General features: G+C 28.9%; 27 protein-coding genes and 2 pseudogenes. 25 read left to right on the forward strand and 4 right to left on the reverse strand.

Annotated features, from left to right (window positions below):
* Positions 1-266 precede the first annotated feature (266 nt).
* The 18 genes and pseudogenes from L1S49_RS10175 to L1S49_RS10260 all read left to right on the forward strand — a co-directional run bounded on the left by L1S49_RS10175 (position 267) and on the right by L1S49_RS10260 (position 14,926).
* Entirely contained in the window at positions 267-614 is a 348-nt protein-coding gene (locus L1S49_RS10175; RefSeq protein ID WP_238904125.1) for a hypothetical protein, read from the forward strand.
* 82 nt (positions 615-696) lie between these two features.
* Positions 697-1,203: pseudogene (locus L1S49_RS10180) on the forward strand (ATP-binding protein); the annotation flags it as partial.
* Positions 1,199-1,525 (forward strand): annotated as a pseudogene (locus tag L1S49_RS10185) (DUF4368 domain-containing protein); the annotation flags it as partial. The pseudogenes L1S49_RS10180 and L1S49_RS10185, both read left to right, overlap by 5 nt.
* Before the next feature lie 87 nt (positions 1,526-1,612).
* Complete coding sequence (locus L1S49_RS10190; protein WP_238904127.1) at positions 1,613-2,134, forward strand: DUF5680 domain-containing protein; 522 nt, start codon at positions 1,613-1,615, stop codon at positions 2,132-2,134.
* A gap of 60 nt (positions 2,135-2,194) precedes the next feature.
* Positions 2,195-2,917, forward strand: coding sequence for a DUF421 domain-containing protein (locus L1S49_RS10195; RefSeq protein WP_238904129.1), 723 nt, complete (start codon positions 2,195-2,197; stop codon positions 2,915-2,917).
* Between the two features lie 149 nt (positions 2,918-3,066).
* The gene (locus tag L1S49_RS10200; RefSeq protein ID WP_238904131.1) at positions 3,067-4,089 is read left to right on the forward strand and encodes an ROK family protein; all 1,023 of its coding nucleotides are present in this window, start codon (positions 3,067-3,069) and stop codon (positions 4,087-4,089) included.
* Positions 4,090-4,108: 19 nt separating this feature from the next.
* Positions 4,109-4,990 carry a PHP domain-containing protein gene (locus L1S49_RS10205; RefSeq protein ID WP_238904133.1) on the forward strand — a complete coding sequence of 294 codons (882 nt, stop codon included), beginning with the start codon at positions 4,109-4,111 and terminating at the stop codon, positions 4,988-4,990.
* Between the two features lie 116 nt (positions 4,991-5,106).
* The gene (locus tag L1S49_RS10210) at positions 5,107-5,739 is read left to right on the forward strand and encodes a DeoR/GlpR family DNA-binding transcription regulator (protein ID WP_073017002.1); all 633 of its coding nucleotides are present in this window, start codon (positions 5,107-5,109) and stop codon (positions 5,737-5,739) included.
* 14 nt (positions 5,740-5,753) lie between these two features.
* The gene (locus L1S49_RS10215) at positions 5,754-6,506 is read left to right on the forward strand and encodes a DeoR/GlpR family DNA-binding transcription regulator (protein WP_238904136.1); all 753 of its coding nucleotides are present in this window, start codon (positions 5,754-5,756) and stop codon (positions 6,504-6,506) included.
* Positions 6,507-6,632: 126 nt separating this feature from the next.
* Positions 6,633-8,015, forward strand: coding sequence for a L,D-transpeptidase family protein (locus L1S49_RS10220; RefSeq protein WP_238904138.1), 1,383 nt, complete (start codon positions 6,633-6,635; stop codon positions 8,013-8,015).
* A gap of 101 nt (positions 8,016-8,116) precedes the next feature.
* The gene (locus tag L1S49_RS10225; protein WP_238904140.1) at positions 8,117-8,353 is read left to right on the forward strand and encodes a hypothetical protein; all 237 of its coding nucleotides are present in this window, start codon (positions 8,117-8,119) and stop codon (positions 8,351-8,353) included.
* Positions 8,350-8,541, forward strand: coding sequence for a hypothetical protein (locus L1S49_RS10230; RefSeq protein ID WP_238904142.1), 192 nt, complete (start codon positions 8,350-8,352; stop codon positions 8,539-8,541). The genes L1S49_RS10225 and L1S49_RS10230 overlap by 4 nt, the downstream gene beginning before the upstream one ends.
* Positions 8,542-8,603: 62 nt before the next feature.
* A complete protein-coding gene (locus L1S49_RS10235) occupies positions 8,604-9,473 on the forward strand; it encodes a methionyl aminopeptidase (protein WP_238904144.1) in 870 nt (289 codons plus the stop codon).
* A gap of 84 nt (positions 9,474-9,557) precedes the next feature.
* Positions 9,558-10,304 carry a GNAT family N-acetyltransferase gene (locus L1S49_RS10240; protein WP_238904146.1) on the forward strand — a complete coding sequence of 249 codons (747 nt, stop codon included), beginning with the start codon at positions 9,558-9,560 and terminating at the stop codon, positions 10,302-10,304.
* Between the two features lie 110 nt (positions 10,305-10,414).
* Positions 10,415-10,975 carry a sigma-70 family RNA polymerase sigma factor gene (locus tag L1S49_RS10245; protein WP_238904148.1) on the forward strand — a complete coding sequence of 187 codons (561 nt, stop codon included), beginning with the start codon at positions 10,415-10,417 and terminating at the stop codon, positions 10,973-10,975.
* Positions 10,972-12,048 carry a DUF4179 domain-containing protein gene (locus L1S49_RS10250; protein ID WP_238904150.1) on the forward strand — a complete coding sequence of 359 codons (1,077 nt, stop codon included), beginning with the start codon at positions 10,972-10,974 and terminating at the stop codon, positions 12,046-12,048. The genes L1S49_RS10245 and L1S49_RS10250 overlap by 4 nt, the downstream gene beginning before the upstream one ends.
* Before the next feature lie 321 nt (positions 12,049-12,369).
* The gene (locus tag L1S49_RS10255) at positions 12,370-14,052 is read left to right on the forward strand and encodes a ribonuclease J (protein WP_073016987.1); all 1,683 of its coding nucleotides are present in this window, start codon (positions 12,370-12,372) and stop codon (positions 14,050-14,052) included.
* Positions 14,053-14,236: 184 nt separating this feature from the next.
* Positions 14,237-14,926 (forward strand): 23S rRNA pseudouridine(2604) synthase RluF, encoded by a 690-nt coding sequence (locus L1S49_RS10260; protein WP_238904152.1) that lies wholly within the window; start codon positions 14,237-14,239, stop codon positions 14,924-14,926.
* A 27-nt stretch (positions 14,927-14,953) separates the two neighbouring features.
* On the opposite strand, the gene L1S49_RS10265 is transcribed toward L1S49_RS10260, so the two are convergent.
* Positions 14,954-15,295: a cupin domain-containing protein gene (locus L1S49_RS10265; RefSeq protein WP_238904154.1), complete on the reverse strand. Its 342-nt coding sequence runs from the start codon at positions 15,293-15,295 to the stop codon at positions 14,954-14,956.
* Between the two features lie 146 nt (positions 15,296-15,441).
* On the opposite strand from L1S49_RS10265, the gene L1S49_RS10270 reads away from it, so the two are divergent.
* The 5 genes from L1S49_RS10270 (at position 15,442) to L1S49_RS10285 (ending at position 18,472) form a co-directional block, all read left to right on the forward strand.
* The gene (locus L1S49_RS10270; RefSeq protein WP_238904156.1) at positions 15,442-16,230 is read left to right on the forward strand and encodes a GNAT family N-acetyltransferase; all 789 of its coding nucleotides are present in this window, start codon (positions 15,442-15,444) and stop codon (positions 16,228-16,230) included.
* 213 nt (positions 16,231-16,443) lie between these two features.
* Positions 16,444-16,566, forward strand: coding sequence for a hypothetical protein (locus tag L1S49_RS23235; protein ID WP_275299572.1), 123 nt, complete (start codon positions 16,444-16,446; stop codon positions 16,564-16,566).
* A gap of 142 nt (positions 16,567-16,708) precedes the next feature.
* Positions 16,709-17,371 (forward strand): Crp/Fnr family transcriptional regulator, encoded by a 663-nt coding sequence (locus tag L1S49_RS10275; protein WP_238904158.1) that lies wholly within the window; start codon positions 16,709-16,711, stop codon positions 17,369-17,371.
* The gene (locus L1S49_RS10280) at positions 17,364-17,684 is read left to right on the forward strand and encodes a rhodanese-like domain-containing protein (protein WP_238904160.1); all 321 of its coding nucleotides are present in this window, start codon (positions 17,364-17,366) and stop codon (positions 17,682-17,684) included. Before L1S49_RS10275 ends, L1S49_RS10280 begins: the two co-directional genes overlap by 8 nt.
* 179 nt (positions 17,685-17,863) lie before the next feature.
* Complete coding sequence (locus L1S49_RS10285; RefSeq protein WP_238904162.1) at positions 17,864-18,472, forward strand: HAD family phosphatase; 609 nt, start codon at positions 17,864-17,866, stop codon at positions 18,470-18,472.
* A gap of 42 nt (positions 18,473-18,514) precedes the next feature.
* On the opposite strand, the gene L1S49_RS10290 is transcribed toward L1S49_RS10285, so the two are convergent.
* On the reverse strand, positions 18,515-19,129 hold the full coding sequence (locus tag L1S49_RS10290) for a manganese efflux pump (RefSeq protein WP_238904164.1): 615 nt from the start codon (positions 19,127-19,129) through the stop codon (positions 18,515-18,517).
* A gap of 219 nt (positions 19,130-19,348) precedes the next feature.
* On the opposite strand from L1S49_RS10290, the gene L1S49_RS10295 reads away from it, so the two are divergent.
* Complete coding sequence (locus L1S49_RS10295; protein WP_238904166.1) at positions 19,349-20,713, forward strand: DUF2334 domain-containing protein; 1,365 nt, start codon at positions 19,349-19,351, stop codon at positions 20,711-20,713.
* A 46-nt stretch (positions 20,714-20,759) separates the two neighbouring features.
* Here the strand turns inward: L1S49_RS10295 and L1S49_RS10300 are convergent, their stop codons facing one another.
* On the reverse strand, positions 20,760-23,270 hold the full coding sequence (locus tag L1S49_RS10300) for a vitamin B12-dependent ribonucleotide reductase (RefSeq protein ID WP_238904168.1): 2,511 nt from the start codon (positions 23,268-23,270) through the stop codon (positions 20,760-20,762).
* A gap of 261 nt (positions 23,271-23,531) precedes the next feature.
* Here L1S49_RS10300 and L1S49_RS10305 point away from each other — a divergent pair, with 261 nt between their 5' ends.
* Positions 23,532-24,218, forward strand: a complete 687-nt coding sequence (locus L1S49_RS10305) for a putative ABC transporter permease (protein ID WP_238904170.1) — start codon at positions 23,532-23,534, stop codon at positions 24,216-24,218.
* Positions 24,219-24,257: 39 nt separating this feature from the next.
* Here the strand turns inward: L1S49_RS10305 and L1S49_RS10310 are convergent, their stop codons facing one another.
* Positions 24,258-25,643 (reverse strand): NAD(P)H-dependent oxidoreductase, encoded by a 1,386-nt coding sequence (locus L1S49_RS10310; protein WP_238904172.1) that lies wholly within the window; start codon positions 25,641-25,643, stop codon positions 24,258-24,260.
* Positions 25,644-25,667: the final 24 nt, after the last annotated feature.

Raw genomic sequence — 25,667 nt, forward strand, 5'->3', positions numbered from 1 at the left:
AATGTAAATAGCTTAATTTTTTTTATTTATGCGTGATTTTATTATTTATACTATGCTAAGTTGACGACATTGAGCGTCTGCCACCTACATGGGTGCTGATGTGGATTGGTATATTAAGGCAGACGATATTGTCTTAAAGCGTCTAGCTCAAAATCAACCACCAGAAACAAAGCAAAATCAAAGTAAAAAATAACATATAGTATCTTCTTTGTTAGTAGGCATTCTGCTATACTAACAGTAGAAATTGGAATTTTAGGAGGTGCTTTATGTTTAATGAAATCTGCATTTACGAAGCAAAATTAACAAAACTAGATGAAATTGAAGAATTAATGAAAGAAGTAGCTGAATTTTATTTAAGTCAAGAGGGTGTTATTGATGTTCACTATATAAGACGCACGCATAGACAAAAGGATTTTAATGCCGTTAAGGAGGGCGAATTGCCTGTTCGTCTTACTCGAAATATAGGTAAAGTGACTTATGTTCTATACTGGGTATTAAAAGATGAAGAAGCACATGCAAGAGTATCAAAACTAGGTGTAGAAAAATTTTATAAACGCTGGAATCGCTGTTTAACTACAATGCCTAAAATAATATTGGGCGAAAACATTGTTTAAACTTTAATTTTATATTTCCAATATGAGCAGACAATTTTAATAAGGTTGACTGCTTTTTTCATACCCAGAAAGGAGTGATACCATTTTTAAATACAAAGGAAAAAGAATCCGAGCCAGTGATAAAAGCCTAGTTTACCATACTGCTTTAGCTGGATTTAGTTTCCTATTCCTGCTGGTGTTGTTACCATTTCATGTATCTTCACTCATGACAATGGATTGGCAGACTATCACGATTGACAGCTTTACCAATCAACTTTGTAGACCATATTTTTGGGGTAGTGTAATCACTGCCCTTTTTGTATGCTTGACTTTTACTTTTCTGTACTACCGATACCGTATTGATTCAGTGAAGCAACTACAGCACCGCCAAAAGCTGGCTCGTATGGTACTTCAAAACGGCTGGTATGAAGCAGAACAGATTCAAGATGATGGCTTCTTCAAAGACTTGCCAAGCACTAAAGCGAAAGAGAAAATCAGCCATTTTCCCAAGATGTACTACTACTTAAAAGATGGACTTATCCATATTAACGTGGAAATCACTATGGGAAAATATCAAGACCAGCTCCTGCAACTAGAAAAGAAGCTCGAAACTGTATGAGGATAGAGCTACCGATAAAATTACTGAACGTAATTTTTCTATGTTATCAACCAAGTATCAGCAAGAACAGATTGAACTTGAAACTGAAATTAGAGCACTAAAGGAAATGCTCGAAAAAAGCAAACAGGAAATAATTGGTGCTGAAAAGTGGATTGAGCTAATCAAGGAATATTCCAATCCTAAAGAGCTTACCTCTTCATTACTAAATACAATGATTGAGAAAATATTGATACACGCACCAGAAACAATAGAAAATGGCGAACGTGTACAAGAAATTGAAATCTATTACCGTTTTATTAGTAAAATAGATTGATGACTTGAAAATAAGATTACATATCTTTAACTATAGGAAAGCGGACAATCTTATCCAGATGTAGAAAATTTGATTTTAATAAGTGATATGTTTAAGGTCAGCATAGATAAACTAGTAAAAGAGGACTTTGATGAGTGCGAATATAATGATATAAAAGAAGAAAAGGAAATTGATGATAAAATTATTGAGTTTTTATGTAGGGCAAAAAAGGTAACTTATGCTGGAAAAGGAGCTGAAGTAGAATCATCAAGACCTAGATCACATGATTTTGAGCATTCAGAAGGAGAGTTAAAATATATAGATACCTATTTAGGCGGAGAAATATTTTTAGGAGAAGAAGGAATATGGAAAGATAACACTCCTATATGGGTAATGAATTATAAAGGAAGAGTTTTAGAGGAGGGCTTTTCAGGGGACTTCTTAAAGGAAACTCTATCCTTAGTTAATAAAGAAATGCCATATAGAGGACCCCTTGTATATGAAAACGGAGATTATAAATATCACTGTATTGTTCAAGGGGATTTTAAATGGTTTAAAGGATACGAAGAAATTTTCTGTCATAATAAAAAAGTATATGAGTGTATGTTTCATGGAGGAGCAATTAAGTAATTTTTTAAGTTAAAATAGGGCAAAGTAACAACATAAATATGTTGTTAGGGAGCTGAAGAAATGAATTTATTTAAGGACTTTATGATAGTATTTTTAAGGATTTTTACTATTTTACCATTCATGCTTATGGTTACTTTATTCATGGGAAGAAGAACAATAGGAGAAATGCCTATATTTGATTTTTTAGTAGTTATAGTAATAGGTGCATTAGTAGGTTCAGATATATCAGAGCCTAATATACCACATATACATACAGTTGTAGCGCTTATCTTTGTAGGGATTTTGCAAAAAATAATATCTACTCTCATGATTAAATATAGAAAAATTGGAAAGCTAATAACCTTTGAGCCGGTGATAGTTATACAGGATGGGAAATTTATAGCTAAAAGCCTTAAAAAGATTGGATATTCAGTAGACAATGTACTTCAGATGCTAAGGGAGCAAGAAGTATTTGATGTTGGAGAGATACATCTAGGAATAATAGAGGCTAGCGGTAAGTTGTCTTTGCTTAAAAAACAAAACAAAGCAACTGTTACTATAGAAGATATGCACCTAATTAAAAAGTCCCCATCTTTATCCTACGTTGTTATAATTCGAGGAGAGGTAATTAAAGATGCACTAGATAAACTTAAGCTTTCAACAATATGGTTAGAGGAAGAGCTAATGAAGCTTAATATTACTGCAATTGATGATGTATTTTTTGCTACAGTAAATGATAACAAAGAACTTAGTGTATCACTAAAAGAATATACAGGGGAAGAAACAATCCCTATATATAACTAAAAAAGGCAGATTTATTCTGCCTTTTTAGTTATAATGTTCTAAGTATTAATATTCAATTACACGGATTGACAACATGAAAGCAACATGATAACCTTAATATATACTTATTAAAACACTTTTAAAAAGTATTTTAATAAAAGGAGGAGTAAATGAAAAATATAGGAGGAAATTCTTTAGTTATTAAAGAAATAAATATAAATCTTGTAAAAAAAGCCTTGAAGATTGAAAAATACGCAACGAAGCAGGAAATTGCAAAAGTTACAGGGTTAAGTATTGTTACAGTAAGTACAGTTCTTCAATATTTGGTAAAGCAAAATGAGGTTATTGAAACTGAGTTAATTTCATCTAGAGGGGGAAGACCTGCACAGCAATATAAATATAACGAAGATTTTAATCTTGTACTCGTAATTTTTCCTTATGATAAAGATGATAAAAGCATAGTAAGTGTTTCTGTAGTAAATCTAGGTGGCAATTGTGTCTATGAAAAAGAACATAGAGTTAAGGTTGTAAATATAGCAACTCTTGAAGATATAATTAAGCCTATATTGGAAGAGTATAAACTCATAAAAGCAATAGGATTTGGTAATCCAGGAGTTGAAATTGATGGAGAAATCATACACTCGGATTATTGGATGTTAAAAGGGGTAAATATAATTGAATACTTTAGTAATCTTTATGGAATTAAAGCTGTGATTGAAAATGATGTTAATGCAGCAGTTGTTGGATTTAGTAATTCCAATAATTTAAAAGATAAAGGTACTTTTGTGTATTTATATTTTCCAGATAAATATCCTCCTGGTGCAGGTATCTTTATTAATGGGAAAATATTTAAAGGTGGAAGAAATTTTGCAGGAGAAGTTGCAACTATTCCTTTAGGAATAACTTGGAATAAGGAGCTTTATGATACATTTGAGGATTTTTGTGAGGCTGTATCTAAATTAATTGTTTCTATCAGCAGTATTTTAAATCCAGATGAGATCATAATAAATGGTACTTTTATAAGTGATAAACATATTGAGTTAATTAATGATAAATGTGAGAGAAAGCTTACAAAAAATATATTGCCTAAATTTTCTCTTTCAAATAACTTCTTAGATGATTATAAAAAAGGGTTAATTGTGGAAGCTTTAAGTGTGTTAGAGCCAGATGTTACATTAATTAAAAATAAATAAAAGAAAGTGAGGAATTATTATGAGTTATATAGACTTGCATATGCATTCATTTTACAGTGATGATGGAGAATTTAGCCCAAAGGAATTGGTTGACTTATGTATAGGTAAGGGTATCAAATATTTCTCTATAGCTGATCATAATTCAGTTAAGGGTATAAAAGAAGCAAAGGAATATTGTAAAGATAAAGAGATAAATATAATTCCGGCAGTTGAATTAGATTGTACAATTGATGGAGTGAACCTTCATGTATTAGGATATGGAATAGATTATAACAATGATATTTTTGATAGAATAGAAGAAGATATCATAGAACAAGAACAAGGTGCATCAAAAAAGAGAATGAAGTTAATAAGAGAGCTTGGAATTGATTTTTCAGATGAAGTAATAAAGAAATTATCTAAAAATGGAGTAGTTAATGGAGAAATGATAGCCGAAGCTGCCATGGAATTTGATAAAGATAAAAAAAATCCATTACTACAACCTTACTATGAAAATGGGACTAGAAGTGATAATCCATACGTAAACTTTTATTGGGATTACTGCTCTCAAGGTAAACCAGCTTATGCTGAAGTTAAATATATAAGTTTAGAAAAAGCAATAGAAGTAATTAAAACAAGTGGTGGAATACCTGTCTTAGCTCACCCAGGAAATAATGTTAAAGAAAAACATTCACTTCTTGAAGCTATAAGAGTTTGTGGAATAGAAGGAATAGAAGTTTATAGTAGCTATCATAGTAAAGAGCAGGTTGAATATTATAAAGAATACGCTATGAGGCATAAACTTATATTAACTTGTGGAAGTGATTTTCATGGTAAAACCAAACCAAGCATAACTATTGGATCTACAGATTGCGAAAACAAAGAAGATGATATTATTTCAGAAATAATCAAAGATATTTAAATTATGATGCAGATGAGTGATGATCATCTGCATTTTTGTTACAAAATAATTAATATTACTTAAAGGTGTTGATAAATTACTTAAAATTACTTAAAATTAAAATAAGAGGTGATATCATGAATGATAAAAATGAAATTATAAACCTGTATAAGACTACTAAAGAAGTTGTTAACTTATCACATGAAGAAAGACTTCAATTAAATATTTCAGAAAAAAAGAGTATAGCTGAAAAGGCATTGATATTTGTTCATAATAACAAAAAGTATTTTTTAGACTCATCTACAAGTGTTCAGCTTTTAGCAAATCTTATAGAAAAGTCTGTAGATGTATATACAAATTCTTTAGATAACATAGAAATTCTTTCTAAGAAAGAAAATGTTGTTATTCATACAACAGGAGAATATCTAAATAAGAATAATAGATTTTTCTATAATAAAGGTGATATCAGTTATTTCAGTGATGATACTGAGTTTGATGTAGCTTTTTTAGGTGCATCAGCGGTGCATGAAGATGGTGTGTACTATGTAGATGAAGAAGATGTTGTAATAAAAAAAGAGGTAGTAAGTAAATCAAAGAGGGTGATATTACTTGCCGAACATCAAAAATATCAAAGAAAAGCTATTTATAAAGGGCTAGACTTAAAAGATATACACATCATAATTCTTGATGATATATCATCAAGTCATTTTGCTGATATCATGAACTCAGAAAACATCAAGATAAAACCAGAAACTTTATTGATTATGTAAGGAGATGTTTTTAGATGTACCAAGAAGAAAGACAGTTAAAGATATTAGATTATTTAAATGAAAACATCAATATGTCTGTACATGATATATGTGAGCTTCTTGATGTATCTAGAGATACAGCTAGACGTGATATATTAAAGCTCATAGAAAAAGGTGCTGCCATACGTACCCATGGAGGAATTTCTCTGCCTGTAATAAGAAATACTATTGAAGCTTACAAAGAAAGAGTAATGAAATATTCTACAGAGAAAAAAGATATAGCAAATAAAGCATTAGAATTCATTAATGAGAAGGAGCACTATTACTTTGATGTTTCTACTACAGTATGTTATTTAGCTGAACTAATTGATAAAAAGGTTACAGTAGTAACTAATTCCTTAGACAATCTAGAAATACTTTCCGAAAAAGAAAATGTGAATATCTATTCTACAGGAGGGCGTCTAAATAAAAATAATAGATTTTTTTATGGAGATGAAGTTAAAACCTATATTGAAGAAAGACTATTTGATATTGCATTTTTGGGGGCTGGCTCCATAATGCAAACAGGATTATACTTTTTTGACAAAGAGGATGTAGTAATAAAACAAGCAGCGGTAAAACAAGCTAGAAAGGTGGTTCTTCTTGTAGATTCTAAGAAATTCAATGGGTTTACCTATTATAAAGGCTTGAACTGGGACCAGATAGATATAATTATTACAGATAGAAGACCACCATCAGTGTTCATAAACATTATAAAAGAGAATGGTATAGAATTAATAATTGTTTAGAATATAAAAGAAGTTATTATAATTTATGTGTGATAACTTCTTTTTATATATGTTAACAGGAATATAATTGAAATCATTATATATACTTATAAGGATTAGTATTAACAATAAAGAGAAGGTAAATATATGTATAGTCTAAAAATAAAATTTAATAAAATTACTGTAGGAATTATGGTAGCTTGTGGTGTTTTAATTTGTGTATATTTTATGATGTCACTATATTTCATGAAACATTTTTATTTTGGCACTGTAGTTAATTCTGTTAATATTTCTGGAAAAAGTCTAAAAAAAGCTAATGAAAAGATGGAAAATGAATTTAATAACTATACAATCACTCTTAAAGAACGTGGTGATGATGAAAAGATTAATGGAGTTGATATAGTACTAAAATATATACCTAATAATAATCTTGTAGAGTTAAAAAGACAGCAAAATCCATTTTTGTGGATGACTATGTTTTTTAATAAAGAATCCATAAATTTAGATATACTTACTTATGATGAAAAGCTACTAAAAGAAAGTTATGATAAACTTTCTTGCATCACAAACCCCAATATAATAAATCCTGAAAATCCTAAATTAAAGTATGTAGAGGGTGGATATGAAGTTCAAGAGGAGATTTATGGAAATAAGATAAAAAAAGAAAATCTATATAATAGTATAGTAGAAGCTATTAAAAAAGGAGAAAAGACTTTAGATTTAGAAACGAATAATTGTTATGAGAACCCTAAGTATGTTGCATATTCTAAAGAAGTTGTTGATGCTAAGGAGCTTCTTAATAAATACATTAAAGCTGAAATAACTTATATTGTTGGAAAAGAATCTGAAGAACTTGATGGATCCATAATAAATAATTGGATAAATATTAAAGATAATTATGAAGTTGAGATTGATGAAAACAAGGTCAAAAGCTATGTAAAAGAACTAGCAAATACCTATGATACCTATGAAGCGGAGCGAGATTTTCTAACATCGGTAGGGAAGAACGTAAAGGTTTCTGGAGGAAATTATGGCTGGTTAATTGATACTAATAAAGAAACGAAGGAAATTATTTGGACTATAAAACAGGGAGAAAAAGTTTCTAGGGAACCTATTTATGCACAAACTGCTCTTTCAAGAGAAGAAAATGATATTGGGGATACCTATGTAGAAATCAATATGACAAGACAGCAGCTTTGGTTTTATAAAAACGGTAAGCTTTTAACAACAGGAGATGTTGTTACAGGAAATATCAACAGAAGTAGATCAACCCCAACAGGTGTCTTTAGATTAAACTATAAACAAGAAAATGCAACTCTGCAAGGAGAAAACTATAGTGCACCAGTTAAGTTTTGGATGCCTTTTTACGGAAATGTTGGTATTCATGATGCTACATGGAGATCTTCATTTGGCGGTAATATATACAAAACAGATGGCTCTCATGGATGTGTAAATGCACCTCTTTATTTAGCTAAAACAATTTATGCAAACATTGAATCGGGAACTCCTGTAATTTGTTATTATGAATAAACAATAAGAAATGATTGTACTTTGACAGTAGTACAATCATTTTTTCTATGTTACTATTTATTTATAAGTAAATATGGATATTTTTAGGAGTGATAGCGTTGATGTGGTTAATAGCAATTATGATTCTAATTTTTCTTTTATATATAGCAAAGAAAAGAATTAAAGGAAGCAAGATTCAAATGATAGCCAGTATATTTGCAGTAGAAGCGATGGTGTTTGCAATAGCATATATGACGAGTCGAGAAAGTAAATACAATTTAATTTGTTTTATATGTTTATTAAGCAAGGTAATACTAGATATTTCAGAGAGGTTTATCTCTAAAAGGAGAAAAGTATGAGTGGATCAATAAAGGAGATTTTTGTAAAATATATATTTTCATTTCTATTTCTCAGTACATTAGCATATTTTTGGAAGTGGCTAGATATGAGTATGGAGACCGCACTTTTCATGTCTTTAGGAATGGGGATTTGTGATTTTCTAATCTATATAGTAAGAAAATATAGAAATAAGAAAAAGATAGAGTAACACAACTATATTTGTGTTACTACAATATTAAGATAAAAAGATTAAATTAAGGAGAATAATAAATGAGTATTGGTAGAAACGATAGTTGTTGGTGTGGTAGTGGAGTAAAATATAAAAAATGTCATATGAATTTTGATGAAAAGCTAGAGAGTCTTAAGGATAAAGGACATATAATTCCAACACGAAATCTCATAAAAAATAAAGAACAAATTGAGGAAATAAAAAAGAGTGCAGAAATTAATAATGCACTACTAGATTATATAAGTGATAAAGTTAAAGAGGGTATTACTACAGAAGAAATAGATAAACTAGTTTATGAATTTACCGTTTCAAAAGGTGCTATACCTGCACCACTTAATTATGGAGGATTTCCTAAAAGTGTTTGTACATCAATAAATGATGTAATATGTCATGGCATACCAAGTAAAAATGAAGTACTTAAAAATGGTGATATCGTAAATGTAGATGTATCAACTATACTAAATGGTTACTTTTCTGATGCTTCAAGAATGTTTATGATTGGAGAAGTAAGTGAAGAAGCTAGAAATTTAGTTAATGTATGCAAAGAATGTTTGTATAAAGGAATAGAGGCAGCTAAACCTTGGGGATTTGTGGGGGATATTGGTGAAGCTATACAAGAGTATGCTGAAAGCAGAGGATATTCAGTAGTTAGGGATTTTGGTGGACATGGGGTAGGAGTTAAATTTCAAGAAGAACCTTTTATACCTCATTTCGGGAAAAAAGGTCAAGGAATGGTTTTAACTCCAGGAATGATGATAACTATTGAGCCTATGATAAATACAGGTGACTATAGAGCTTATATAGATGAAAAAGATGGTTGGACTGCTAGAACTGTAGATGGCTCGCTTTCAGCTCAGTGGGAGCACATGCTTTTGATAACAGATGATGGTATTGAAATAATATCAAAATAGTAGCTTATCAAGACGAATATGACATGTAGTTGTCTATAATAGAATGTTACTATAAGGGTAATATCTAAAAAGGAGATTAATAAAATGGAGATTATAACATTAAATAAAAACAATATAGACAATGAATATATTTGTTGTGCTATTTCTGATAAAAAGTGCAGAGAAGGTTACGAGAAGAAAAAAGAGCTATTAAAGAAAGAGATAGACAAAGGATACAGCTTCAAAAAGTTTGATGTAAAGCATAAAGTATTTATTGAGTATTGCCCATCAGAGATATCTTGGCTTCCTATAAATGCAGATAATTATATGATTATTAACTGCTTTTGGGTAGCAGGTATGCATGCTGGAAAGGGATACGGTAAGAAACTTTTAGATGAATGTTTTAAGGCAGCTGAAAAAATGAATGGAATTGTTGTATTAACAAGTTCTAAAAAGAAATCATACATGGCTGATAAAAGATTTTTTATAAAGCAGGGGTTTGAGGTTTGTGATAGAGCAGATCCATATTTTGAACTCTTAGTATATAAAAATAAAAGGGATGTAGAAAGTCCAACCTTTAATGATTCAGTTAAAAAAGCTATACCTAAAAGTGATAAAGGTTTATGTTTATATTACTCAAACTTTTGTCCTTTTACAGAGCATTACGCAAAAGTACTTAAAGAATTAGCAGATAAAAGCAATATACCTATAGAAATAATAAAAATTAACAATAGAGAGCAAGGGAAAGAAAATCCGTCGCCATTTATAATTTATAGCTTGTTTTATAATGGAAAGTTTCTAACTCATGAAATTGTGAATGACAAAAGGTTTGATAAACTTATTTTATCTTAAAAAGTGAATATATAATATAAAAATACAGATTAGAAGTCTGTATTTTTTTGTGAAATTAATGAAAGTTACTCCGTATATATTTATGAAGACATATAAGAAAGGAGTTAAATATGGTTATTAAAGAGGACAATCTTATAGAAGAATTGGATAAGAGAAATAGTGAAGCCTTAGAATATATAATTCAGAAGTATGCTAACTTGATTTTTAAGGTAGTTATAAATGTTTTAGGTAGTGATAATAGAGAGCTGGCTAAAGAATGTATTAGTGATATATATATGCTTGTTTGGAATAAATATAAGTTATATAATCCGGAAAAAGCCTCTTTTAAGAATTGGCTACTAACAGTAAGTAAATACAAAGCAATAGATTATAAGAGGGCTTGTAAGAGCTTAGAGAATGTAGAGTTAGATAAAGAAGCTTTAAAAGCACCTATCGACATTGAGAGAGATTTTATAGATAAAGAAAATGTTAAAGATGTATTAGGGTACCTCAACGATGAAAAACCTATAGATAAAGAAATATTTATTAGAAAATATATATATGAAGAAAGTATAGAAGAGATTAGTGAAAATTTAAATTTATCTAAGGGAGCTGTTTATAATAGGCTTTGGAGGACAAGAAACTCTCTTACTGAAAAAATAAAATGTTATAAAAAGGAGGTAATAGAATGAAATCACATTTAAACGAAGATGATATTTTAGTGCTTCTTAATGATATAAATATAAATGAAAGTGAGTTAAGCGATTTAGAACTTAATGATAAAGATATAAATCAAATTACTACTGAGGTTTTAAGTAGAATTAAAAACAAAAAGCCAAGAAGGAAAAAGTGGATGATAGCAGCTTCTATCGGGACTATACTTGTAGTTTTGTTTTTGGGACGACCTGTAATCGCAGCTATAAGTTCAAAAATATTTGAGAACAACAAAGATATTAAAAAAGCAGTTGAAAACAACTATGTTCAGAAATTAGATGAGAAAGTTGCTTATGATAACGGGGTTAAAATTGAATTAACAGATGTAGTTTTAGATAAGCGAAAATTGGCCTTATCATTTAAAATCAAGTTTGAAGATAAAAAATTAATTAATAATATAAAGTTAATAAATTTAGATTTGAAAATAGAAGATGAGAATGGAAAAATTATATACGGAAAGATATCTAGTCAAGAAGATGCTAATAAACAAGTTATACAGGGAGGAAAAATAACTAATTGGAATTATGAGGTTTTAAATGATGATGAGGGTACTTTAAGATATGATTTTGTATTAAATTCAATAGATGTAGATATTCCTACATTAAATAAAATGAATATTTGTATTGAAAAAATACTATATGCAGATCACTTAAATGTAAAGTCAGAAGAAGATGTTGAAAAAATTGATGGATTGTGGAATATTGATTTTGACATAGATAGTAAATTTAAAGACGAAAATAAGATAGTGTTTAGATATGAAAATATTAATGATGAAGTGAAGATAATTAGCGCTGAATCAAGCCCTATAGGTTCTGTAATAAAATTTACTACCCCTCCTAATACAGATATTATAAGAGAAGAAGGGATTTCCTTAGTTGCTAATAATGGGAGCATAAATAATGCGGATTTTATGTTCCGTAATACAGATTATATGGGTATTTCAACTTATACTGTTGAATTTAATATATCAACATTTGATGATTTAAATGATTTGGTTTTCATAGTGAAAAATTATAATGGAGAAGATATAAAGATAAAATTGATTAAATAATAGGTAATGAAAAAGAGTATGAAGAGATATAAATCTTTGTACTCTTAATTTTTTCAAATAATTTTGACTAAACTTGCTAATATAGGGCAGATAATATATAATGAGCCTAGGTTGTAAGTACAGTAATACGAATATAGAATTATTTTTATGCTATAAATTAATAATATATTTATAAAACTAATAAATATTATTGAGTTATTGGTTTATATTTATTGATTTATTGTTCAGAATAGTTTCGGTTAAAATTGTAATACTGTTTTCGGACTTATATTTTTATGTAGAAGCAAGGAAAGATTGAGTTCTTGCTGGATTGGAGATTAAATGAATAACAAAAATAAAGCTAAAAGTAAGAAAAAAGTAAAGATAATACCCTTAGGTGGATTAGGTGAAATCGGGAAAAACATAACAGCTGTAGAATATGATGATGAAATCATAGTTATAGATTGTGGTGTAGCATTTCCAGATGTTGAAATGTATGGTGTAGATTTAGTAATTCCAGATATAACTTACCTTTTAAATAGAAAAGAAATGGTTAAAGGAATAGTGTTAACTCATGGTCATGAAGATCATATAGGTGCGCTTCCATATATATTGAAACAGTTAAACGTACCTGTTTATGGAACTAGATTAACCTTAGCATTAGTAAAAAGTAAACTTACAGAACATAATATACTTTCTGATTGTACTTTAAATGAAGTAAATGCAGGAGAGGAAGTTAAAACAGAACATTTTTCTGTTGAATTTATAAGAACCTGTCATAGTATAGCAGATGCTTGTGCATTAGCTATTAAGACTCCAGAAGGGGTTATATTCCATACAGGAGACTTCAAGATAGATTATACTCCTACTTATGGAGAGGGTGTTAATTTTGAACGTTTTGCAAAGCTTGGTAGCCAAAAAGTTCTTTTACTAATGGCTGAAAGTACTAATGTTGAACGTCCAGGATATACAGTTTCAGAAAAAATAATAGGTGAAAACTTAACTAGAATGTTTGGAGAAGCTAAAGGAAGAGTAATAGTAGCCTCTTTTGCATCAAACTTAGATAGACTTCAACAAATAATTAATTCTTCTCTTCATTATGGAAGAAAAGTTGCTTTTAGTGGAAGAAGTATGGAGAAAAATTCAACTATAGCTATTGAATTAGGTTACATGCATATACCAGAAGACTTCCTTATAAGCTTAGATGACATAAATAAATATCCACCAGAGAAAATAACTATTATAACTACAGGAAGTCAAGGGGAGCCAATGTCAGCTCTTTCAAGAATAGCATCTGCTACCCATAGAAAGATAACTATTCAAGAAGGTGACTTAGTAATTGTTTCAGCTTCACCTATTCCAGGAAATAAAAAATATATATCTAAAAGTATAGATGAATTATTTAAAAAAGGCGCAAAAGTAATTTATGATGACATAGAAGAAGTTCACGTTTCAGGGCATGCATGTCAAGAGGATTTAAAATTAATTCATAATTTAATTAAACCTAAGTTCTTTATGCCTGTTCATGGAGAATATAGACATTTAAAGAAACATGGGATGTTAGCTGAAAGTTTGGGAATGGATCCTAACAATATATTTATATTAGAAACAGGTGATTCTTTAGAATTAACTAGAAGAGAAGCTAAAAAAGGACCTAATGTCCAAACTGGCGCTGTTATGGTAGATGGATTAGGAATTGGTGACGTAGGAAATGTAGTTTTAAGAGATAGAAAACATTTAGCTCAAGATGGGATATTAACAGTAGTTTTAACTATAGATACAGAGTCTATGAATATTTTATCTGGTCCAGATATAGTTACAAGAGGATTTATATATGTAAAGGAATCTGGTAACTTACTCCATGAAGCTACTAAGGTAGTAAGAGCTGAAATAGATAAATGTATGGAGAAGAAGATTACTGATTTATATGTAATTAAATCCAATATAAGATACTCTCTAGGACAATTTTTATATACTAGAACAAAAAGAAATCCTATTATATTAACTGTAATAATGGAAATTTAATAGATAGAGGTTATCGCAAATTAGTTTGTGGTGACCTCTTTTTTAACCATTAATTGAGGCTTCCTGCATAGAAACATAGGAACATAAGAACACAGGAACATAAAAACATAAAAACATAGGAACATAAAAACATAAAAACATAAGTGCACAAATGTAAAAAATATAGAATGGAGAATGAGGTACCATGAGAATAAATAAGTTTTTTAGTAATATGGGATACTGCTCTAGGAAGGAAACTAATCGGCTTATAGAAGAAAAGAGAGTAACAGTAAACGGAAAACTCTGCATACCAGGTCAATGGGTAGAAGAAACTGATGTAATTTTGGTAGATAATAAACCGTTAGTGAGTAAAAATAAAGTATATATATTATTAAACAAACCTGTAGGAGTTACTTGTACAGCTGCAAAAGAAGTAGAAGGAAATATAGTATCATACATGGGTTATCCGGAATACATATTTCCTGTAGGAAGATTGGACAAGGAATCTCAAGGATTAATTTTAATGACAAATGATGGTGAACTAGCAAATAAAATATTAAATTCAGATAATGAACATGAAAAAGAGTATATGGTAACCCTAGACAAATCCTTTGATGATAGTTTTGTAGAAGGTATGTCTGCTGGCGTTGAAGTATTAAATATTAAAACAAGACCCTGCAAAGTTACAAGAGTGAGTGATGATACATTTAGAATTATCTTAACCCAAGGACTTAATAGGCAGATAAGAAGAATGAGTAAAGCTTTTGGCTACAATGTTGAAATCCTTGAAAGAGTAAGAATAATGAATTTGAAGATAGATGGTATAGAAATGGGAAAGTGGAGACACTTAACTAAAATAGAAGAGAATGAACTTAAAAAAGAACTATCCTTATGAGAAGCTAATCTCAAAAGGATAGTTCTTTTAAACTTCTTTTGAATATGGAGAAGATGGATTAGGTGTAAGTACTATAAATAGTGACATGTCTTTAGTTCCTGTATTTTTTAAACTAAAAACTTCTTTTCCATAGCAGTGTATAACATCTCCTTCAGTTATATTATGTAGGCTACCATCTACAGTCATTTCGCCATCACCTGCTAAAACATGAACCAACAAATCGCTTTGTTCATGATTATGAGGGGGAACACCTTGACCAGGTTTAAAATTAAGAACAAAGTTTAAGATTTTATCTTCTTTAAAAATAATTCTTTTAGTAAATGCCTCATCCGTAAAAGCTATTTTATTAGCTATTTTTTCTAGTTTCATGATTTTCTCCTTTACTGAAGTTATTTTAATTTTAATATACACATTGACATAATTTATTATACTATATATATAATGGAAAATATACTAACTGCTGAAGTTTTTAGATTAGAGCCTTTAGCTTATATAATTAATTTGGAGGATGTTATATGGAACTTAAAATTATTCATGATAGTGAAATGGTGTACAATTTTTTAAAAGAGAAAACTAGATTTAATTATATTTATCAGTTTAATAATATTGATAAGAGTAATTGGGGAAATGTTATATGTTATGGTCTTTTTGAAAATAAGGAACTGAAAGATATAGCAATGCTAAATATTAATTATGGAATTCCAGTTTTATTAGCTGCAAGTTTTGATGATAGTAATTATTCAGTAGAATTAATTAAAAGTATAAAAAACTTTCTCCCAAAAGAATTCTATACGCATATTGATAAAGTTACTATAGATAAAGTATTTAATGATTGTGATGTTTTAGAATATGAAGAGTATATAAACATGGGAATAGATAATAATGTAAGTATGAAAGAAATTACTTCTACAGACGTTGTTAGATTAGGAAGTAATAATTTAGATGATATAAAGGAACTGATTTTAAACAGTTACCCAGAAGCATGGTTAGATGATGATCTTATAAAATTAAATGAGAACTTTGGTATATATAATAGGGAAAAACTAATTAGCTTTGCTGGAATACATGCTTATTCAGAGGAGATGCAAGTCGCTGCCATAGCCCATGTTACTACTCATCATGATTATAGAAATAGAGGTTATGCAGAAAATGTAGTAAATGAACTTGTAAGAAGCTTAAAAAATAAAATAAATTTTATTGGACTTAATGTTAAGAATAATAATGTAAGTGCAATAAATTGCTATAAAAAACTTGGATTTAAAGAGTATGGAAAGTTTTCAGCTTGTACAATAAAAAGAACTTAGTGTGAAATATTAACACTTAATTTAAATATAATATTATAAAGAGAATGAATTTAATGTTTATAGTGCTAAATATTAAGCTCAACAGATATTTATTATCAATAGAGAAGAAAATTAATTGATAATAAAACTTGATAAATGATAAAGGTTATGATATACTTAGTAATAAGTAATAAAAAACTATGTTACTTAATTTAGATCAAGGAGGAGAGCAATATGAATATAGATAAAACTAATAATAAATCTAGCAAGAGTAGTAAGGCATCCAAGTATGATCTTGAGGAAATAAGAAAACATCTAAAAGAAGCTCTTGATAGTGTTAAAGAATTAAAAAGTTAATGATTTTGCAGATATTTTCCCTAAGAAGTGTTGAATATAAACTTCTTAGGGACTTTTTTTATACTTGTGTGACCAAGTCACTTAATTTTTTTTGATTTCTTTATATAATTAGAATATAGAAAAGAAAAGGGAGATTTATCAAATGAATATTAAAGAATTATATAATGTATATCCAGTTCTCGAAAAAATAGATAAAGATAATAATGGAATAATAGCTTCAAGAGCAACTTTTAAAACTTTATATTCAGATGAGTATATATCTAGCAATGAATCTTCCTGCCAAGGAGTAGTATTTGTAATAAAAGGAATGATAAAGATTCAAAAGATTAATAAAGATGGGGAAGAAACAAATCTCTATAACATAAAACAAGGAGAGTTTTGTCATGAAGCCTTAAGTTGTTTATCAACACTTAATTCTTTAAATATATCAGGAAAAGCTATTCAAGATTCAGAAATCTGCATTATTCCTTTTGATGTAGTTAAAAAATATCTCATAAGTAGCAATGGATTTTTGATGTATATGTATGAAGATTTATATAAAAAGTTCAGCTCAATAATAGAAAACAAAGAAGAGAGAATGCATGAATCTTTAGAAAGCAGGATTATTAAATTTATCATGGATAGAAATAGTAAGGTTGTATATGCAACCCATAGTCAATTGGCATTTGAGATTGACTCTGTAAGAGAAGTGGTAAGTAGGAAGCTTAAAGTTATGGAAAGACAAGGATACATTAAGTTAGAAAGAGGGAAAATAATAGTTCTTAAGAATTTAAGTGAGTTTGAAGGAGGAAATAAAAATGTTTAATCTATTAAGAAGAAATACTGGAAAAGTAATAAATGTAAATAATATTGATAATGTTATAGGGAAAGTTGAATTAATTGATATAAGAGAAGAATATGAATATAAAGCTGGAAGTATTAGAAGCGCTAAGAATATACCTATGGGGAAACTTTTAAATGAGCCAGAAAGATATTTAGATAAGAATAAGGAATATTATATAGTATGCCAATCTGGAGGAAGAAGTTCAAGAGCCTGTAGCAATTTAGCGAGCAAAGGATTTAATGTTGTTAATGTTGCAGGAGGAGTAGGCTCTTATGTTGGGACAAAAAGAAAATAGATAGAGATATAAAAGGTTCTACAAGCTGATGAGGTTTGCAGAACCTTTTATTTATATTAACTACAAAAACTATTTAAAATCGTATATATAATTATATTGAGTTAATATGAAACTCCTATTACATTAATTGCAAATATAATTTATAATTAAAATATCATAAAATTATGCAGGAGGATGGAATGATTAAGAATATAGTATTTGATCTAGGTAATGTATTACTAGATTTTAATCCTTTAGACTATTTAAAAGCCAGGGGAATAGAAGATAGTGTTAAATGTAAAGAGATATTTAATGAAATATTTAAAAGTGAAGAGTGGCTTATGTTAGATAGGGGAACCATAACTGAGGAAGAAGCAATAAGAGTCCTATGTGAAAGAAGTAAGGAGAATTCTGAACTTATTAAATTAGCCATGGATAATTGGTATGATATTTTAGTTCCTATAGATGGAACAGTAAAAGTATTAGAAGAAATAAGAAGTGCTGGCTATAATTTATATGTTCTATCAAATTTTCATTTATTAGCTTATGAAAATGTAACTAAAAGATATCCATTTTTTAATTATTTTCATGGCGGTATTATTTCATATAAAGAAAATCTAATTAAACCAGAGGAAGAAATATATCTAAGATTAATTAAAAGATATAATATAATTCCAGAAGAAACAATATTTATAGATGATACATTAGAAAATGTAGAAGCAGCTAAAGTTTTTGGAATTAATGGTATAGTTTTTAAGAATCCGAACAACTTGAGAGAAGAACTTAAAGGATATAAAATTAATATATAGACAAGAGGCTGTTCAAATATTAACAGCCTCTTGTTTATATATTTAGTTAATTAATTCTAAAATACCAAGTATAATTAATAAAAATCCAGATAATAAAGGCGCATATCTTCCTAATAGCTTTCCTAAGAAACTATTTCCTAAATATTGTCCTATAATAATAGTGAAAATGCTTAATATAAAGGTAAAGATTACGGTTAATGAAATGCTAATTCCAGTTACACTAGCAGCAACTCCTGAACCTAAGTTATTAAGTGCCAAACCAAAAGAAATTAAAAGAGATTCTCTCATGTTTATGTCTCCAGAGTTATCTAAATCAGTTTTTTTTGCATATTCAATCATGTCATCTATATCTTTTAAAGCTAGATCATTGCTTTTGCTGTTATTTATAAGGTTGCTTTCACTTTTATATATAAAATATCCCCCTAAGAAAATAATTAATAAAGAGCCTAGAGCATTAGCTATATTGTGTGGTAGAAAATTAGTTATATAAAATCCTATGGACATTGCTAAAAATGTTCCTGTAGAAGTTATAAAAGCTATTATAAGATTAGAAAATATTTTTATATTTATCTTTTTTATACCATAAGCTATGCCTATAACTAAGTTATCAAGATTTGAATATAAGGCAAATAGCATTGCAGATAAAATCACAGACATGTTTATCACCTTCCTTTGTATTCACTTTTTAATATATGAAAAGAGTTAAAAAAAAGTTCTAAATAGTAAGTTAAGTGAATACAGGGTACAAATATATTTCAATGAAAAATTAATAAGTTAAATAATTATTATTTTTATCTTAAATTTAGTCAATATTATACAAAAAATGTACATTTTATAGTACTATGGATAGGTAACTTATATTATGGGGGGACAGAAATGAAAAAAAATATACTAAAAAAAATATCGATTAGCATCTTAATGATGTTAGTTTTATCAACTGGAATTTATGGATGTACAAGCAAGACAGTAGCAGTTTCAGGAGATGGTCAAACTGACACTAATGAAGAGAAAAAATTTGATTACAGTAATTTTAAAGAATTATCTTTGAATAAAGATGATATTAAAATTAAATTTGAAGGGAAAAATCTAGACACAACTTTACCTATTTATGTTGAGAACAATAGGTATTACCTACCATTAACAGAGATAGTTGAAAGGTTAGAAGGAAAGATAACTAAAGAAGGAGATGCAATTAAAATATCTCTAAATGGAAATGACATAAGCATAAACACTAAAGATAACAATTTTACAATTAATGATAAAACTCAGAATTTAAAGAAAAAATTAATGATTTCTGAAGACATAGTTTACATATCAATGTTTGATTTTACTAAGATTTTAAATTTTAAAACTGATTGGAGTTTTGATAATAAAACTATCACTTTCTTTAATAATAGAGAAAAGATTGATAAAAAAGAAGTTGGAGACTCACCTAAAACAGCACTTATAAGAATAGAAGATATTGGAGTTAGTAAAAATTATAGATACGTAAATGAAGAAACTTTAGAAAAATTAAGAATTGTTTCAGATTATATGTACTCTGAAGGAATACCTTTTCATGTTGCTTGGGTTCCAAGATATATGGATCCTAAAAGAAATGAGGATAATGATTTAACTAAAGAAAATAATATGTATTATTCAGACTTTTTATTTACTTTAGATTATTTTGAGGACAGAGGTGGACTTATAGGACTTCATGGATATACTCATCAAGCAGGAGATGATGCTAGTATTGAAGGAAAAGAATTTGCAAATTCAAAGGATCCAAAATCTTATACTAAAGAATTTACAGAAGAGAGAATTAAAGCAGCACGTGATACTGCAAATAAATTAGATATTAAGCCATACTTTTTTGAGACTGGTCATTATGCTGGATCAGATGATAATTTTAGAGTTATAGAAAAAGAGTTTGATTATATATATCAGCCTAAAAAAGATGGGTCAAAATATATAGTAAGTGCAAAAAATGAAACAAGAACTGCAAAATATATACCAGCTTACTTAGATTGTATAGATGGTAAACAAGATACAGATAACATGCTTAACAAAATCAACAAATTACCAGCTGATGTTATGGCGTCTTTTTTCTATCATCCTAATATAGAGTTTGAAGATATAAAGATTACTAAGGATGATACTGGTTATCCAACTTATACATACTCAGAAGAGTCAACTTTACATAGAGTAGTTAAGTTACTTGAAACTAAAGGGTATAAATTTAAGAAAATAACAGACTTATAATATACAAATAGAAAGGACTAGCTGTTTTCAGCAGTCCTTTTCTATTTTAGCTACAACCACTTGTAGAACCACAAACTAAGCATAAAGAGCAAGTTCCATTAGGAACTATTTGTTCACTTCCACAATTATTGCATTTTACCTTATGATGACCTTCTGGGATGAGTTCACTTGAAATATCTATTTTAGAAGGTATATTTTTAATCTTATTTTCAAGAGACTTAGCATAATCTAATAGTTCTTTATAATTCATAGATTCAAGAGACTTAGTGGTACCATCTAATGATACATTAAGTGGTTGTGAAACCTTTGAGCCATCTCTGTATAGTGCTATACATTTTACTCCAAGTTTCCAGGCTTCTTCATGAACCTCTTTAAAATCTTCTATAGTAGCATCATTAGGAAGATTTACAGTTTTAGAAATAGCTCCAGAAACAAAGGGAGTTAAAGCAGCAACCATTTTAACATGCCCCATAGGAGAGATAAATCTATATCCTCCAGAAGACTTATTTGCAGTGTCAAAAATTGAATAATGATTTTTATTTAAATAAGGAGCTCCTTCTATTTTGCCATGTTCATCTATATATGATACTATAGATGAAATTTCTGCACCGCTATAATTTAAGCTTTCTAAAGCAGTTTTAATAGTGGAGTTAACAAGTTTCATGTAACCACCACCGCTTAGATTTTTCCATACTATATGTGAGAAAAAAGGCTCTATGGAAGTAGTATCACAATCCATTGCTAAGGCAATTGTACCTGTAGGAGCTATCACTGTTACTTGAGCATTTCTAAACCCAACTTCACTTCCATGTGAATAAGCTAAGTTCCAAGAAGTTTTTAAGGTTTCAGATAAATTGTTTAAAGAAAGCTCATTTAAAATTTTATGGTTAACTTTAATTGGAGTATAATTTAAATCTTCAAAAGCACCAGATAAAGCACCTGCGGCTCTTGAGTGATTTCTAATTACTTTTAACATATATTCCTTATTAATATCAAACTTCGGAAAAGTACCAATTTTCTCAGCCATAAGTGAAGAAACATAATAAGAATATCCAGTAACAATTCCCATTAAAGCTGCAGAAATTGTTCTTCCTTCTTCACTATCATAAGGAATTGCCATAGCCATTAAAGTTGAGCCAGTATTAGCAATACCTAGACCAGTGGTCCTAAACATAAAGGATTTTCTTGCAATTTCTTCTGTAGGAAATTGACCTTGATAAATTGTGGTATCTAAAACAACTTGAATTAATGCAGTTAGATGTGTTAAAGCATCTAAATCAAAGGCTTTCTTATGTTCATCGTAAAATTTTCTTATGTTTATACTTGCTAGGTTACATGCGGTATCATCAAGGAAATGATATTCAGAACAAGGATTTGATGCATTGATTCTGTTGTGTTTAGCATCATATAGACCATCTTCTCCAGCAGGGCAAGTGTGCCATGCATTTATTGTATCATCAAATTGGGGAGCTGGATCTGCACAATTCCAAGAACTTTCATTAAAGCTATCCCACAATTCTTTTACTGAGATTACTCTATTAACAGCATCAGTTTTTCTTCCTTTAAGAAGAATAGTTTCATCAGAATTAGTGGTAGCCTTTTTCATAAATTCATCTGAAAAACGTACAGAATTATTAGCGTTTTGACCAGAAACAGTTTCATATGCTTCTCCTTCAAAACCTATGTCATACCCCATCTTACCTAAATCTCTTACTTTTTGTTCTTCTCTTGATTTCCAAGTTATAAAATCCATTATCTCTGGATGGTCATAATCTAAACAAACCATTTTTGCAGCTCTTCTAGTAGTTCCACCAGATTTTATAGCACCTGCATTTCTATCAAGTACCTTTAAAAAAGACATTAGGCCTGAGGATTTGCCGCCACCAGATAAAGGTTCATCTAATGCTCTTATGTTTGAGAAATTGGTACCTGTACCAGAACCAAGTTTGAAAAGTCTAGTTTCAGTAGTTATTAAATCTGTAATAGAACCAGGGCCAAGTAGCTTATCTTCAATTTTGTTTATAAAACATGCAGAACCTTGAGTCCTAGTGTATGCATCTTTTGATTGAAGAATGTTACCTAATTCTTCATCATAATAAAAATGTCCCTCAGCTTCCTTACTTATATTATAAGAGAGTTTTAATCCAGTATTAAACCATTGAGGTGAGTTAGGAGCCCACATTTGATTTAAGAGAGCAAAAGCAAGTTCGTCATAAAATATTTGAGAGTTTTCTTTATTTATAAGTCCTTGTTCTAAAGCATAAGCAGTCCAAAAGTTAACTAATCTATGAGTTATTTCCTTCATGCTTCTTTCATAACCAAGAGTGTTTGGAACACCACTTTGTCTAAAATATTTACTTGCTATAATATTACATGCATTTTGTGAATAAAAGTCAGGAAATTCTAAATCTTCTCTAGAAAAAATGGTTTTATTAGTTTTGTAGTCTACAATATGAACAGATACGTTTTTCCATTTAAAAAGATCATAAACACTCTTATTAGTAGTGTCTAATTCTTTAGTAAAATATCTAGTTATTAGTTTATATAAGTCATTCATAAAACAAATCTCCTTCAAATAAAAACTTCATTAATATATTTTACACACAATATATTGTGCAATGCAAAAGTTGAAATACTATATATAGTTGAATGTCTGTAGGGTTTATTAGTAAATAATGCTATTATCTTCTCATTTCTAAGTTTTTTAATTCATGAGAAAGAAAGATGGATGAGAAGAGATTATTTAAAATTTAATGGTATATAATTAGGTAAATACATATAAGTAGAAGGAGAAGAAATTTTAAAGGAGAAAGGTAGGATGATAGAAGATAATAAAAATTCTTTAGAAAAAACAAATAAATCTTTTGCTAGTGGGTTAAACTGCTACAAAATTTTTTGGATTTTTTTTATAGGATGTATTTTAGGAGTGGTTATTGAAACTATTTGGTGCATTATAACACGCTTTAGAATTGAGAGCAGAAGTGGTCTTATATATGGACCATTTAATCTTGTATATGGCTTTGGAGCTGTTATAATAACTTTGAGTTTATATTGGTTATATAATAAACGTGATTTGTGGGTATTTGTTGGAGGAATGTTAGTTGGAGGAGTTTACGAGTATTTATGCAGTTGGGTGCAAGAAAAGATATTTGGAACAGTTTCATGGGAATATAGCCAGATGAATTTTAATTTAAATGGTAGAATTAGTTTATTGTATTGTTTTTTCTGGGGAATATTAGCGCTTATATGGGTAAAACAAATATATCCAGTTTTATCAAATCTAATCGAAAAAATCCCAAATAGAATAGGAGTTTCTTTAACATGGGTATTATTTATATTTATGATATTTAATACAGGTATTTCAGGTTTGGTAGTAGAGAGGCAAACTGAAAGACGTGAAGGAATACAAGCGGTATCTTTTCTTGATAAATATTTAGATAAACATTATTCAGATGAAGTGTTAAGGAAAATATATCCTAATATGATATACGTTATTGAAAAATAAAAGGTTGCCAGTGATTATTTATTACTGGCAATCTTTTTCTTATATATTTGGATCTTCAGCAATTTTCTTTAACTTTTGAATCATGCCGGGTTTTATTTGATTTGAATATATTTCATTTTTTATCTTAGGAAACTTAGTCATTATTAAAAATATTGTACTCATTATTTTATATTTAAGAGAATTATGTGAAAAATCAAATATACCTAATTTTTTATAGGCTTTATAATCTGCTAAAAAAGGAAATCTAAGTTTACCGTAAATATCATCTCTAAAAATCTTCATACCTCCAACACCAAGAAAAGTTGATGGTTTAATGAAATCAGCTAATGATAAGTTTATAGCTTTTAAAGCTAAAGCATAAAGCTGATTATCTATTTCATTTATAGAAGAATATTCATCTGTAACAAAGTCTACTAGATTTGCTCTCTGCCACTGGGTATAGGACTCAAATATTTGTTTAAGGTTAGGTATTTGAGTTAATGGACCTGATATAATAAATCCAATCTGCTTACCTGTAATAGTCGGAGTATGGGTGTTAAAAAAGCTTCTATCAAAAAATCTTTTCCATAGAGAAGATAAATATCTGTCTTTAATATCTCCACAAAAAATTATTATATCTGAATTTCTAATTTTATTATTATAAAAATCTATAAATTCATCTTTTCCAGTGTAAACACACTCATAGTTATATCCACATTTTATGCAACCTAAGCAGCCACCTTTTATATCTATTTCTTGAAGATTAATTATTTCTATATCATCTATAAAAAAGGAGCTAAAAGTATTGATCATATTTGATAGATTGCTATTTTCAAGAGAGTCAGTTATTAGAGTTAACTTTTTATTAGAAGTATCTATTTTGTTAAAAGTAGCTTCACTTTTATAGACTATTGGATTATAGGATAATTTAGAGTAGTTTTTAGTTGTAGTAATTTTGTTATTAATTGCATTAAAGTAATTTTCATAAAAGGCTAAAATAAGTTTTCTACTGCTTTCTTTTTCTAAATCATCCATATGCAAGGATAAATAATCTACAAAGTTCATGCCTAGGTCATCGCAAATAGCATTTATATAGTTTATTGCAGTATGATCTTGAAAGTGAATTGATGTAGCTAAGGCGCAGGCGTATTTGCCTTTAAAAGAATTAGTGACTTTTCTTTCAAAAATTAATTCAATAAATCTTTTATATTGAGATGCAACTAAGTGATAATAAAGAGGAAATGCCCAGATTACTCCATCACTAAGATTTATTTCATCTATAACTTCCCCAAAAAAGTTCAAGTCTTTTTCAAGTTTATTTATTTGCTGTGCAATATTAATTATATTAAGTTCATGTTTAGGAAATTTCTTTTGAATGTATTTGATATACTGCATAGTAACGCTTATATCACCTTTTGGACTTCCGTTTAAAACTATTATTTTCATTTATTAATCCCCCTTAAGAAACTA

Origin of the sequence: Clostridium sp. YIM B02506, from assembly GCF_022324845.1 — a bacterium.
GTDB classification, from domain to species: domain Bacteria; phylum Bacillota; class Clostridia; order Clostridiales; family Clostridiaceae; genus Clostridium_T; species Clostridium_T intestinale.